Origin of the sequence: Sphingomonas kaistensis (assembly GCF_036884275.1) — a bacterium.
Lineage (GTDB): Bacteria > Pseudomonadota > Alphaproteobacteria > Sphingomonadales > Sphingomonadaceae > Sphingomicrobium > Sphingomicrobium kaistense_A.
The window spans coordinates 2,226,015-2,239,350 of sequence record NZ_CP145607.1 but is presented as its reverse complement, the minus strand read 5'-3'; the positions used below and the strand labels follow the sequence as shown (position 1 = coordinate 2,239,350).

8 protein-coding genes are annotated in these 13,336 nt (G+C 66.8%); 5 read left to right on the top strand and 3 right to left on the bottom strand.

The features are described 5' to 3' along the window. Positions 1 to 22: 22 nt before the first annotated feature. The 3 genes from ahcY to V6R86_RS10885 form a co-directional block, all read right to left on the bottom strand. Positions 23 to 1,450, bottom strand: coding sequence for an adenosylhomocysteinase (gene ahcY, locus V6R86_RS10895; RefSeq protein ID WP_425335956.1), 1,428 nt, complete (start codon positions 1,448 to 1,450; stop codon positions 23 to 25). Between the two features lie 170 nt (positions 1,451 to 1,620). Then, positions 1,621 to 2,259, bottom strand: a complete 639-nt coding sequence (locus V6R86_RS10890) for an outer membrane beta-barrel protein (protein WP_338504490.1) — start codon at positions 2,257 to 2,259, stop codon at positions 1,621 to 1,623. 61 nt (positions 2,260 to 2,320) lie between these two features. Beyond that, the gene (locus V6R86_RS10885; RefSeq protein ID WP_338504489.1) at positions 2,321 to 5,620 is read right to left on the bottom strand and encodes a TonB-dependent receptor domain-containing protein; all 3,300 of its coding nucleotides are present in this window, start codon (positions 5,618 to 5,620) and stop codon (positions 2,321 to 2,323) included. A 231-nt stretch (positions 5,621 to 5,851) separates the two neighbouring features. On the opposite strand from V6R86_RS10885, the gene V6R86_RS10880 reads away from it, so the two are divergent. From V6R86_RS10880 to addB, 5 genes are read left to right on the top strand one after another with little or no spacing between them, the layout of a single operon-like run. Then, positions 5,852 to 8,212: a sensor histidine kinase gene (locus V6R86_RS10880; protein ID WP_338504487.1), complete on the top strand. Its 2,361-nt coding sequence runs from the start codon at positions 5,852 to 5,854 to the stop codon at positions 8,210 to 8,212. 1 nt (position 8,213) lies between these two features. Beyond that, positions 8,214 to 8,663, top strand: coding sequence for a tRNA (adenosine(37)-N6)-threonylcarbamoyltransferase complex ATPase subunit type 1 TsaE (gene tsaE / locus V6R86_RS10875; RefSeq protein ID WP_425335955.1), 450 nt, complete (start codon positions 8,214 to 8,216; stop codon positions 8,661 to 8,663). Then, entirely contained in the window at positions 8,660 to 9,649 is a 990-nt protein-coding gene (locus V6R86_RS10870; protein WP_338505474.1) for an aminoglycoside phosphotransferase family protein, read from the top strand. Before tsaE ends, V6R86_RS10870 begins: the two co-directional genes overlap by 4 nt. Further along, a complete protein-coding gene (locus V6R86_RS10865) occupies positions 9,646 to 10,407 on the top strand; it encodes a nucleotidyltransferase family protein (protein ID WP_338504483.1) in 762 nt (253 codons plus the stop codon). Before V6R86_RS10870 ends, V6R86_RS10865 begins: the two co-directional genes overlap by 4 nt. Beyond that, entirely contained in the window at positions 10,394 to 13,321 is a 2,928-nt protein-coding gene (gene addB, locus V6R86_RS10860) for a double-strand break repair protein AddB (RefSeq protein ID WP_338504482.1), read from the top strand. Before V6R86_RS10865 ends, addB begins: the two co-directional genes overlap by 14 nt. The last annotated feature ends 15 nt before the right edge of the window (positions 13,322 to 13,336 follow it).

The following is a 13,336-nucleotide window of genomic DNA, read 5'->3' as shown; positions in this document are numbered from 1 at the left end:
GTCCGGGCCCACCCTTCTCATATTAGTAGCGGTAATGCTCGGGCTTGAACGGGCCCTGCGGCTTCACGCCGATGTACGCGGCCTGCTTGTCGTTGAGTTGAGTCAGCTTGACGCCCAGCTTCTCAAGGTGAAGCGCGGCGACCTTTTCGTCGAGGTGCTTGGGCAGGACGTAAACGTCGTTCCCGTACTTCTCGCTCTTGGTCCACAGCTCGATTTGGGCCAGCGTCTGGTTGGTGAAGCTGGCGCTCATCACGAAGCTCGGATGGCCGGTGGCGTTGCCGAGATTGACCAGGCGACCCTTCGACAGGACGATGATCTTCTTGCCGTCGGCAAATTCGACCTCGTCGACCTGCGGCTTGATCTCGGTCCACTTCATGTTGTTCAGCGCGCCGATCTGGATCTCGCTGTCGAAGTGGCCGATGTTGCAGACGATCGCCATGTTCTTCATCGCCCGCATGTGGTCGACGGTGATGATGTCCATGTTGCCCGTGGCGGTGACGAAGATGTCGGCGCGCGGCGCGGCCTCTTCCATCGTCACGACTTCATAGCCTTCCATCGCGGCCTGGAGCGCGCAGATCGGATCGACCTCGGTCACCAGCACGCGGGCGCCGCCGTTGCGGAGCGAGGCGGCCGAACCCTTGCCCACGTCGCCGAAGCCCGCGACCACGGCGACCTTGCCGGCCAGCATCACGTCGGTGCCGCGGCGGATGGCGTCGACCAGCGACTCTTTGCAGCCGTAGAGGTTGTCGAACTTCGACTTGGTGACGCTGTCGTTGACGTTGATCGCGGGGAAGGGGAGCTTGCCCTGCTTGGCAAGCTCATACAGGCGGTGGACGCCGGTGGTGGTTTCTTCCGAAACGCCCTTGATGGTCTGAACGGTCTTGGTGAGGTACCCCGGACGCTCCTTGAGGAAACGGTTCAGGGTGGCGACGAAGACTTCTTCTTCCTCGTTGGTCGGGGTGAAAAGGGTTTCGCCCGCTTCGACCCGCGCGCCCCACAGCGCGAACATGGTGGCGTCGCCGCCGTCGTCGAGGACCAGGTTGCAGGTTTCGTCCTGGCCCCAGTCGAAGATGCGGACGACATAATCCCAATATTCTTCCAGCGTCTCGCCCTTGACGGCAAAGACCGGCACGCCCGTCGCGGCGATCGCGGCGGCGGCGTGGTCCTGGGTCGAGAAAATGTTGCAGCTCGCCCAGCGAACCTTGGCGCCGAGCGCGGTCAGCGTCTCGATCAGGACAGCGGTCTGGATGGTCATGTGAAGCGACCCGGTGATCCGCGCGCCGGCGAGCGGCTTGGACGCACCGAATTCCTCGCGCAGCGCCATCAGGCCGGGCATCTCGGTCTCGGCGATCTCGATTTCCTTGCGGCCGAAGTCGGCAAGCGAGATGTCCTTCACCAGGTAATCGCCGGTTTGCGTGGCGCGGGTAAGGGTTTCGGTCGACACGTTCATCATCTCCTTGGGGGGCCTCATCCGCGACGAACGGAAGGCCGATCTGGCGAGCCCCCTAGCCGAGACCGCCCGTTCTGGAAAGGGCAGGGCGCGGCACGGCGCTCCCCGGAGTACAAGCAAAAAAGGCCGCCCCCGGGGGAGCGGCCCTTCCTGAACCGATGATCGTGCGCTTAGAAGCGCAGACCGATGGCGGCGGTCAGGTTGTTGCGGCTGAAGCGAACCTCTTCCGACGTGCTAATGGTCGCGCGGTCATAGCGGTGATGGGTGTATTCGAGCTTGCCGTAGAGGCGGCCGCGGAGCGCGAATTCGGCGCCGCCGCCGACATGGAAGCCGTCGCGGTTCTCGTCATAGCCGTTGAACAGCGTCGTGCTGCCGCCGCTGAGGACGTTCGCCTTCAGTTCCCCGTTCGAATAACCGGCCTTGGCATAGACCAGGACGCCGCGGGTCTGGAAACCGGCGCGGGCACCGACCGTGTAGTTGTTGCCGGTGTCGAAGCGATAGGGGCGGGCAAGCGCAAGAATCTGCGTTTCGCCGAATTCGGCGCCCGCATAGACGCCGACCACCGCCGGACCGGCGGCAATATCAAAGCCGACTTCGCCGCCGATGTTGGTGCCCTCGTTCGAGGTGTCGTCACCAAAGGTGCCGCGACCCTGGAAATCGGTGGTGTTGCGGAAGCCGGCGCCGACGAAATCGTAGGTCGCACGCAATTCGACGCGCGGACCGGTGTAGGCCGGAGCGTCCTGCGCCTGCGCGGGCAGGGCCACGCCGGCAAGAAGCGCAAACGCGGCAAACTTCAGAGCATTCTTCATAGTGTAAGCCCTTGTTGTCGATACCGGCCGAGCCCCCAGGCCCGGCCGGTCATTGAGGCGATTAGTAACGGACCCGGGCGCTGACCGAGAAGCGGCGACCAAGCAGGTCGACATAGCTCGCCGGGATAATGGTCCCGTAATATTCCTGACCCTTCTTATTGAACACGTTGGTTACGGCCAACGTGAAGCGGAACTTGTCCGTGGGATCGAAGAACAGACCACCGCTGACCGTCGCATATCCCTTCAGCTTGTCGATTTCGCGGGCGTCAGGACCCGAACCCGCGATGCCGACTTCGCGGTTGAGGCGGCTGAACAGCTGCTCACCCACGTAGTTGACGGTGGTGTTCACGCCCCAGAACTTGTTCGCATAGCGCAGGCGAACCTGGCCGGCGAACGCCGGATCGCCGATCACGCCATCGCTGCGCGACGGAGCGACACCGGTGATGTCGTTGAGGCGATACTTGGTCAGCAGGAAGTCCGAGCCGATCGAGAAGCTGCCCGGAATGTTCAGGCCGCTCAGCGGAACGCTGTAGTTCGCCGTGCCCTGCCAGCCGCGATACAGGATGCGCTGGCCGTTGACGTAGCCGACGCGGACCGCAGGGGTGCCGTCGTTGACGACGGTGCCGTTGGCGTTGCGACGGATCAGCGAGCAGAAGGCGTTGCCGTTGAAGGGGTCGGACGTGTCGAAGCTCGGGTTGTCGAAGCAGCCCGAAGCCACCTGCGCCACCGTCAAGCTTGAAATTGGGTTGAGCAGATCGATGTTGATGTAATCCAGCGTCGCGCTGAACCGCGGAATGAAGCTCGGACGCAGGATAACGCCGATGGTCCACGAATTGGCCGTTTCGTTGCCGAGCGCCGGATTACCGCCGGTCTGGATCGACACCGTCGCCGTCGACGCCGGATCCGGGGTCGGGCCGGTGTAGCGGGTCAGGAAGGCCGCGCAGTTCGCAGCGCGAGTGGCCGGAGCGGCACCCGCGTTGATCTGCGAGGGCTGGCAGAGATCCGGAACAGTGCTGAAGGCGTTGACGATCGGAAGGAACAATTCGGTGATCGCCGGCGCACGGAACGACCGGGTGTAATTGCCGCGGATTTCGATGTCCTGGATCGGCGCATAGCTGCCGCCAGCCGCGAACGCGGTGAAGGTGCCGTTGACGGTGTTGTCGACCCGGCGCACGCGGCCAAAGGCCTGGAGACCATAGATGCCCGGAACGTTGTTCTGGGGGCCGACAATCGGTGCGAAGACTTCGCCGAACACTTCGTCGAGGTTGTACTGTCCGTCGATGCCGACGATCGCGACCGAGCGGCCGCGACCGGCGCGCTGGAACTCGCTGGGGTCGAAGACGGCCTTTTCGTCACGATGCTCGTAACCCGCGTTGAAGCGGAACGCGCCGCCCGGCAGATCGAACAGCGAACCACCGACGTTGATGTTGCCGACCCACTGGCGCTGCATCGTCCGAGTGACAAAGTCCTCGATGATGTAGTCGCGCGCGGCGTCCGACGCGCGGCCGAAGCCGAGCGGGTTGAAGGGGACGCAGTTCGGATCGGCGATCGGCGTCAGGCCGCCGGCCGCAAAGCCGTTGCCACCGGTACGGGTCGCCGCCGTGGTGCAGACGATCTGGCCCTGAGCATTCGTGGTCACGTTGACCGCGTTCACGAAGTTCTGGGCGTTGATGTCCTGGTTGTATTCGTTGGTCTTCGTCTTGCCGTAGTTGAAATAGGCCTCGAAGTTCATCTCGCGGCCGAACAGGCTGAAGTCACCGCGCGTTCCGATCACGCCGCGATGAATGCGGGTGCGGTTGTATCCGGTAAGGTCGGCGATGTCGGTCGACGCACGCGAGATGCCGAAGTTGGTCACGCCGCGGCTAATCAACGTGCTGCGCGCATCGGCGGTCAGGAACGGCGAGTTGGTAGTGAAGAACAGCTCGCCGCTGGCGCCCGAGAACAGGCTCGAGTTGAAGGTCGGCTGCTGGACCAGTTCGTTCGCCTGCGATTCGAACAGCGTGCCTTCGGCGAACAGCTCGATATTGTCGGTGACGTTGAAGGTCACAAAGCCGTAGCCGATCTTCCGCTCGAGATCGCTGGTGATCTGGCTGAAGTTGTTGAACTGGAACACGCCGCTGCCGTCACCGCCAACCAGCGAGGCCGACGTGGCGCTGCCGAACAACACGCCCTGATTGAACGGCCGCAGGTTGCCCGAACTGTCGAAGAACAGCGCGGCCGGCGAGGCCACGCCGAAACAGGATGCCGGGTTGGTGGCGCGGTTGGCCGCGGTGCAGGCGATGTTGCTGCTGGTGATGAGACCACCGCTGGTCAGGTACGGAATACCGACATTGCGGCCCAGAACCGTACCCGGGAAGGTGTCGGTAAGGCTGCTGTTGAAGCCGATGTTCGGATTGAGACGGCCGTCCTGCGTGATGCCGACGCCCGGAAGACGCGACGCGCCGGCGGCGGTGGTGGCGCTCGGATTGGTCAGGCCGCCGATGTTCTCGCGCAGGTAATCGCGCGAATTGTAGACCAGACCGGTGACGTTGTCGTAGCTGACGGCCGCGGTCAGGTTGAGCCGGCCGTCGAGCAGATCGCCGCCGAACAGGCCCGACACGTTGTAGCGGAAATTGTCGCCTTCCTCGGTGATTCCGGTGTTACCGGTGACTTCGATCCCGCGATACTTGGTCCGCAAGATGACGTTGACCACGCCCGAAATCGCGTCCGAACCGTAGACCGGCGCGCCGCCGATGCTGACGATGTCGATGCGGTCGAGCAGGATGTCCGGAACGATGTTGAGGTCGGTCTGAGTGCCGGGGGCCGCTCCGCCGAAGTTGGTCGCCGGGGTGGAGGTCACGAAGCGGCGACCGTTGATCAGCGTCAGGGTGCGGTTCGAACCAAGGCCGTAGGTGTTGACGTAGTTCGTGCCCTGGCCGAACGAACCCTGCGCGCCGGCCGGGGTGACCGAGCCGCGGATGTTCGGCAGTTCGTTCAGCGCGTCGGCGACGTTGGTGAAGTTGCGCTCACGAACCTGGCGGAAGTCGACGGTCGTGGTCGGCTCCGCGGATTCGAGGTTGGGAACGCGAATACGCGAGCCGGTAATGACGACGTCCTGACCAGCGTCGGCCGTGTTGCCGTCGGCGCCGCGGCGCGAAAGCTGACCCGGATCATTGGCATCGACCACGTCGGCCGGCTTGTCGCAAACGCCGGTGTTCGAGTTGTACGCGGGATTGTCCGAATTGCAGACGGTGCCATCGGCGGCGGGCGCCGGGGTGGCCGGCGGGGTCGCCTGGGCCATGGCAACGCCGCTCATCGTAAAGGCGATTCCGGCTGCCAGCGTGCGGAGCGCAGTGGCGCTCAACAGCATCTTGTTGTTCATATGAGACATTCCTTCGCGTGGGGGCAAGATCGGCAGCCTTCATGCCGTTTGGTCCCGCGAAGGCAATCTTCTGTTCATCTCCGATTAAAAGTTTTTGCAGCTGTCGCAAGATTGTCACACGCCCCGTCGAGCGGCTGGCAAAGGCGACACGTACGGCGGTTCAAACGCCCGACGCTGCCGGAATCCGCGCTTTCGCTTCTGTTTCGCGGCGACGCTGATATGAACCTCGCCATGGGTGGGTTGGGGACTGTCAGTCATCAGGGCGTGCTCGCCGCGGCGGTGGCCGGGCTATGCCTGCTGATCGGGATCGCGCTCAGCATCGCGGCGCTTCGACAGATCGCCGCGGCCCGTAAGGCGATGGGATCGGCCCGATTCTTGCGCGAGCTTCTGGAAGCCGGCCCGGCGCGGGCGGTGCTGGTTCAGGCCGATGGAAGCGTCGAGCTTGACGAAGCCCTTGCCCGCGACTTCGGCGTGGCACTGCACCTGCCGTCGCTCAAAGCGCTGGGCGAGGGGCCGGGCGGGATCGAGGCGGACGATGTCGAGCGCCTCGCCGCGATGCTCCGGCCCGCGATCCTTGCGGGCGATCGGATCGATCTGGCGCTGCGGGTCAAGGGATCGGCGCGGCTGGTCGACGTCCGGGGCGGCGCGGCGCCGCACAGCTTTGGTGCGGGAACGGCGCTGCTGTGGATTTCCGACAGCAGCAATGCGGCGGCCGAACGGGGCGAATTGGCGGCTCGTCTTGCCGGGACCGAACAAGCCTTGGGCGCGCTGACCCAGCTTATCGAGGCGGCGCCTTTTCCGATGTGGGTGCGGGACGGCGAAAGTCGTCTGGCGCTCGTCAACGACGCCTTCGTCACCGCGGTCGAGGCGGCGAACGCCAACGAGGTCGTCGAGCGCGGCATCGAACTGGTCGAGGGCGGCGGCGAAGCGGGGGCGCGGGCCGGTGCCGAGCAGGCGCTCAAGGACGGTCGCCCGATCGAACGGGTGCGGCCTGCCACCATCGGCGGCGAACGGCGGATGCTTCGCCTGGTCGACGTGCCGTTGCCGGGCGGCACCGTGGCCGGCTACGCCTTCGACATCCAGGAACTGGAGGACGCCCGGTCCGAGCTTGAACGCCATGCGCTGAGCCAGCGCGAGCTGTCGGACCGGATGACCGCCGGTGCGATCCAGTTCGATCCCGATCGTACTTTGTCGTTCTACAACCGGCCTTTCGCCGTGCTGTCCGAGATCGAGCCCGAATGGCTCGACGAACGTCCCGAGTTCGACCGCCTGCTGGAACGGATGCGCGAGAACCATCGCTTGCCCGAAGTGCGCGACTTTCCCGAATGGAAGGCCGAGCGGCGCGGCTGGTTCATCTCAGCCGAAGAGGTGCATGAGGAAGAGTGGATCCTCACCAATGGCGATCACCTGCGGGTGGTCGGTCAGCCGCTTCCGGATGGCGGCCTGCGCATCATCTTCGAGGATCGGACCGAGCAGGTCCGGTTGGCCAGCGCCCGCGATACTTTGCTCAGGGTCCGCACCGCGACCTTCGACAATCTGTTCGAAGGGGTGGCGGTGTTCGCGTCCGACGGGCGGCTGACCTTGTGGAACCGGCGGTTCGGTGATTTCTGGAGCCTGGACGAAAGCTGGCTTGCCCAACACCCGCGGGTCGATGAGCTGGTGCCCGCTTTTGCCGGTCGCCTGGTCAATCCGACCGCCGCCGCCACGTTGCGCGAACTGGTCCGTGCCGCCACCGGCGAACGGCGGGCGGAGCAGGGACGACTGAACCTTGCCGACGGGCGCCATTTCGCCTTCGCGGCGGTGCCGCTGCCCGACGGCAATGCACTTTTCACCATGATCGACGTGACCGATTCGAGTCGGATCGAAGCGGCCTTGCGCGAACGGGCGACGGCGCTGGAGCAGGCCGACCGCGTCCGCACCGACTTCGTCGCCAACATGAGCTACGAATTGCGCACGCCGCTGACGTCGATCGGCGGCTTCGCCGAAATGCTGCGCGAAGGCTATGCGGGCGCGTTGTCTGAAGCGGCCAAGGAATATGTCGCCGCCATTCTTGAAAGCGTCTCGCGCCTGTCGCGGCTGATCGATGACGTGCTCGACCTGACGCAAGGCGCCAAGGGCGAGGTCGCGCTGGAGCGTGAGCGGGTCGATCTTGCCGGCCTGATCCGCACCGTCACCGTGCAGATGGAGCCGGCGGCCAAGGCCAAGGGGTTGCGTTTCAAGGTGGTGATCGGGGAGGGGACGGGGAGCATCTCGGGTGACCACCGCCGCCTTCGCGAAAGCCTCGAGCATGTGCTGCGCAACGCCGTTGCCTATACCGACAAGGGCGAGGTCCGTTTGATCACCCGCGGCGATGCCGAACGGGTCGAAATCCTGATCGCCGATACCGGGCGCGGGATTGCCGACGAGCTTCAGGCCCGCGTGTTCGAACGCTTTACCCGCTTCAGCGAGCGGCGCGGCGAAGCGGCGCTCGGCCTTGGCCTTCCGCTCACCCGCCAGTTCATCGAAGCGCACAGCGGCACGGTTCAGCTGAGCAGTGTCGTTGGCAAGGGAACCAGCGTCCTGATTACCCTGCCGCGCACCGGTCCCCGCTGAGATGTGGGTGCTGGACGAGCCGGCGATGGCGGGGGCGGGCGCGGCGCTCGCGGCCGTGCTTCGACCGGGCGACGTGGTGACGCTGGCAGGACCGCTCGGCGCCGGCAAGACGACGCTGGTGCGCGGGGTGCTGGCGGCGCTGGGACACCAAGGCGAGGTGCCGTCGCCGACCTTTGCCATCGTCCAGCCTTATGACTTGACCAGCCCGCCGGTCAGCCACGCCGACCTTTACCGGCTCGAAGACCCGTCGGAACTCGAGGAATTGGGACTTGAGGACCAGTTGCTCGACGGCGCCTTGCTGGTCGAATGGCCCGAGCGGGCGGGTGAGGCAGCGTGGCCACAGGCGCTTCGGCTCAGCCTGCAACCGCGTCCCGATGGCCGACGCGCCTTGACTTGGGAGGTGCCGAAGTCATGGGAAGGGCGATGGCCACCGCCGCACCACCCCACATGATTCCGCCCGCGTCCTGCGACCGATTCCTGGCCGAGGCCGGATGGCAAGGCGCGCGGGTCGAGCCGCTAGCCGGCGACGCCAGCTTTCGCCGCTATTTCCGGGTCAATCATCCCGACCATGGCGCGGCGGTGCTGATGGACGCCCCGCCGCCGCACGAGGATCCGCGGCCGTTTATCGCGGTCGCCGAATGGCTGGTCGGCCGCGGGTTCAGCGCGCCGGATATCCTGGCCCGTGATCTCGACGAGGGCCTGCTACTGCTCGCCGACTTCGGTGACGTGCGTCTGCGCGAAACGTTGGACGACGCACCAGAGCGCGAGGAAACGCTCTATGGCCTTGCCACCGACCTGCTGGCCGACCTCCACCGCAGCCCGCCGATGCCCGGCCTGCCGCCCCATGGTCTCGCCGAATGGCTGACCGAACTGGAGCTGTTCCCCGACTGGTATGCGCCCGCCGTCGGCATCGAGGTCGACCGCGCTTCCTATCGACAAGCGTGGGAAGAGGTGCTGGCACCGGTTGCCGCCGACGGGCTCGGCCCGGTCACCGTGCTGCGCGACTTTCATGCCGAGAACATCATGCTGGTCAGCGGGCGCGAGGGTCACGCCCACCTCGGCCTGCTCGACTTCCAGGACGCGCTGGCGGGGCACCCGGCCTATGACCTCGCCTCCATCCTCGAAGACGCACGCCGCGACGTGACCCCGGCGATCGAACAGGCGATGCTGGACCGGTATGTCGCCGCGCGGGGCGACGACGAAGCCTTTCGCCGCGCCTATTGGGCGCTGGCCGCACAACGCAACACCCGCATCCTCGGCGTCTTCTGCCGCTTGTGGAAGCGCGATGGAAAGCCCGGCTACCGGCGTTTCCAGCCGCGCATGTGGGGCTTGCTCGAGCGCGACCTTGGAGCGCCGCACCTCGCGCCGGTGAAGCGCTGGTTCGACGACAATGTGCCGGCCTCCGCCCGCGCCGACGCCTGGAAGGACGCGCAATGAGCATCACCCATCGCACGCTTCGCATCCGGCCCGAGATCAGCGCCGAGGTACCGCGTTGTGCGATGGTGATGGCAGCGGGGCTGGGCAAAAGGATGCGGCCGCTGACCGCGACACGGCCTAAGCCGCTGGTGGAAGTCGCCGGCAAGCCTTTGCTCGACCATGTGCTCGACCGGCTTCGGGCCGCCGGGGTCGGGCGGGTGGTGGTCAACGTCCACTATCTCGCCGACAATCTCGAAGCGCACCTCAAAGCACGCTGCAAAGACCTTGAAGTCGCGATCAGTGACGAGCGCGACCTGCTGCTCGAAACGGGCGGCGGAATGGTGCGCGCGCGGCCGCTGATCGATTGCGATCCCTTTCTCGCGGTAAACAGCGACAATTTCTGGGTCGACGGTCCGACCGATACGCTCAAGCTGCTTGCCAGCCACTGGAACAGCGAGCGGATGGATGCGCTGCTGCTCCTCGTGCCACAGGCGCGGGCCGGCAATCATGGCGGAAGCGGCGACTTCCACATGGACGCCGCCGGACGCCTGCGCCGCAGAGCCGCCGGGCGGGTCGCGCCATTCGTCTATACCGGGATCCAGATGGTGGCGAAGCGCCTGCTCGACGGAGCGCCCGAAGGACCCTTCTCGACCAACATCCTGTGGGACCGCGCGATCGAGGAAGGGCGTTGCTTCGGCGTCGTCCATCAAGGCTTGTGGTTCGACGTCGGCACCCCGGCAGCCATCCCCGCGACCGAGGAAGCGCTTGCCCGAGGCTGACCCGCGTGCGGGCCCCAGCCTGTGGTCGATCCCGGCTGAAGCGAGCTTTGCCGACGCCCTCGCGCTGGAACTGATCCGCCGCCACCGGGACGATCCGCTGGCGCTTGCCCGTGGGCGCATCCTGCTTCCCAACGCCCGTGCGGTGCGGACGGTCACCGAAGCCTTTGTGCGAGCCAGCGGGAAGGGACTGCTGCTCCCGCGTCTCATCCCGATCGGCGATCCCGCACTCGACGAGCGGATCGGCGGCGCGTTCGAGGCGCTGGAAGGCGAGGCCATTCCTCCGGCCGTCGATCCGCTGACCCGGCAGGCCGAACTCGCCGGCCTGCTGCAACAGGCGCGCGGGCTCGGCACCGCCGAAGCATGGCGGCTCGCCGGCGATCTTGCCGGAACGCTCGACCAGTTGCTGATCGAGGGCATCGTGCCGGCCGCCTTGCTCGGCCGGCTGGGCGAGCAGGCCGAACTGGCAATCCATCAGGAGCGCGCCCTCGAAACATTGTCGGTGCTGCTGAAGCGGTGGCCCGAACGCCAGGCGGCGATGGGGCGGATCGACCTCGTCGAGCGCCGCAACCTCTTGCTGAGGGCGACGGCGCGGCGCTGGCAGGCCGCGCCCCCCGCTGGTTTCACGATCGCCGCGGGCATCACCACCGCGGCCCCGGCGGTGGCCGAGCTGCTGCGGGTGGTCGCGTTCATGCCTAAAGGCAGTGTCGTCCTTCCCGCGCTCGCCGACGACGCGTTGCTCAGCGAAGAACAATGGCAGGCGCTCGGCGGCGAGGGCGAGGAGGAGGGGCGGCCCGAGCCGACCCACCCGCAATATCACCTGAAGCTGCTGCTTGGCCGAATGCGGGTGGATCGCGCTTCGGTTCGGCCCTGGCCGTCCGCGAGCGCCGCCCCCGATGGTCCGCAGCGCAGCCGGGCCGCCGCACACGCGCTGACCGCGGCCTCGTTCAGCCAGGGATGGAGCCGCCTTCCCGCCGAGGAGAAATCGCTGGGCAGCGTGCGGCTTGCCGTACTGCCGGACCCCGCCGCCGAGGCCCAGGCGATTGCGCTAGCGCTTCGAGAAGCGCTGGAAACCGAAGGCCGCACGGCCGCACTGGTGACGCCCGATCGCCAGCTTGCGCGGCGCGTCGGCGCCCATCTCCGCCGATGGGGCATCGAAGCGGACGACAGCGCCGGCACGCCCTTGTCGCTGCTGCCGACGGGAAGCCTGTTGCTCGCGCTGGCGGCGGCCGCCGCCGACCGTCTCGCGCCCGTGCCGCTGCTAGCGCTGCTCGGCCATCCGTTGGTGCAGGCGGGCGAGGGCAGGCGGGCGTGGCTCGACGATGTCCGCGCGCTGGATCTCGCACTGCGCGGGCCGCGGCCGCTGCCCGGTGTTCACGGGCTTCAGCGGCTGATCGACCAGAAACTTGCCGATGACGCCAGGCGCAACGCTCATCTTCAAGCGCGATGGGAGCGGCTGAAGCCGTTCATCGCCGCGGTCGAGCCCATGCTTCAGCCCGGCACCAGCCTTGCAGGCCTTGCCGCCGCCTTGCGTGACATCGTGCAGAGGCTGGCCGGGGATGCGGCGTGGAGCGGCTCGGCCGGGCGGGCTGCGGCGGACCTCCTAGCCGCGCTCGAAGCCTCGCCGGCGACCGCCGCGCTGATCGTCACGGCCGAAGACGCCGTGCCCTTGCTCCGCTCATTGCTCGACGGGATCGCGATCCGTCCGCCTTATGGGCAGCATCCGCGCGTTCGCATCCTCGGCCTGATCGAGGCGCGGCTGGTCAAGACCGACCTGATGATCCTCGCCGGGCTGAACGAAGGTGTCTGGCCCGCGCCGCCCAGTCCCGATCCATGGCTTGCCGTCAGTGTCCGCCGCCAGCTCGGGCTGCCCGGCCCGGAGCTTCGCATCGGCCTTTCCGCGCATGACTTCGCCGGGCTGCTGTGCGCCGAGGAAGTGCTGCTGACCCGCGCGCGGCGCGATGGCCGCTCGCCGACCGTGACCTCGCGCCTGCTGCTGCGGCTCGAAGCGCTGACCGGCGGGCTGCCGCGGGACGAGACGCTGGAAGCGCTGGCGATCGCGCTTGACGAGCCCGAACGCGAGCAGCCCGCGCTCCGCCCGGCGCCCGCGCCGCCGGCGAGCGAACGGCCGCGCCGCATTCGCGTCACCGACCTCGATCGTCTCAAGGCCGATCCCTTCTCCTTTTACGCCAAGGCGATGCTCGGCCTGCACCCGCTCGATGATCTTGGTGCCGAGCAGGATGCCGCTTGGCGTGGGACCATCGTCCACGAATTGTTCGAGCGATGGTTCGAGGAGGATCAATGCGCGACGCATCGCCTGGTACCGCGAGCCCGCGCGCTGCTGGCGGGCGACGACATCCACCCGCTGATGCGCGCCTTGTGGGGACCGCGCCTGCTCGAAGCGATCGCCACGCTGGCCGAGGCCGAGGAAGCCAATCAGGCCGAGGGTCGCCGGCCGTTCGCGGCGGAAGCGAAAGGCGAAGCCGACATCGCGGACGTGCGCCTGATCGGACGCGCGGACCGGATCGATCGGCTGGCCCACGGGGATCTGGCCATCCTCGACTTCAAGACCGGCAAGCCGCCGGCCAAGAATCAGGTCGAAGCAGGCTTTGCGCTACAGCTCGGGCTGCTCGGGATGATCGCAGCGGCAGGCGGCTTCAAGGATATCGCGGCGGCACCAGCACTGCTCGAATATTGGTCGCTGGCCAAACAGGATCGCAAGGATCGGCGCGGCTTTGTCGAGGCGATCGGTCCGGCCGAGAATATCCTCGCCGAAGCGCGGCATCACTTCAGCGAAGCAGCGGCGCGGTGGCTGACCGGGGATTCGCCCTTTACCGCCAAGCTCCAGCCGCGGTTCGCCCGCTATGGCGACTACGACCAACTGATGCGGCTGGAGGAATGGCTGGGGCGGAGCTGAGCGCCGCCCCGACGC

Excerpts from the sequence above, each read along its gene's own strand:
- ahcY (WP_425335956.1), bottom strand. The coding sequence starts at position 1,450 with ATGAACGTGTCGACCGAAACCCTTACCCGCGCCACGCAAACCGGCGAT.
- tsaE (WP_425335955.1), top strand. The coding sequence starts at position 8,214 with ATGTGGGTGCTGGACGAGCCGGCGATGGCGGGGGCGGGCGCGGCGCTC.
- V6R86_RS10885 (WP_338504489.1), bottom strand. The coding sequence starts at position 5,620 with ATGAACAACAAGATGCTGTTGAGCGCCACTGCGCTCCGCACGCTGGCA.
- V6R86_RS10865 (WP_338504483.1), top strand. The coding sequence starts at position 9,646 with ATGAGCATCACCCATCGCACGCTTCGCATCCGGCCCGAGATCAGCGCC.
- V6R86_RS10890 (WP_338504490.1), bottom strand. The coding sequence starts at position 2,259 with ATGAAGAATGCTCTGAAGTTTGCCGCGTTTGCGCTTCTTGCCGGCGTG.
- V6R86_RS10870 (WP_338505474.1), top strand. The coding sequence starts at position 8,660 with ATGATTCCGCCCGCGTCCTGCGACCGATTCCTGGCCGAGGCCGGATGG.
- V6R86_RS10880 (WP_338504487.1), top strand. The coding sequence starts at position 5,852 with ATGGGTGGGTTGGGGACTGTCAGTCATCAGGGCGTGCTCGCCGCGGCG.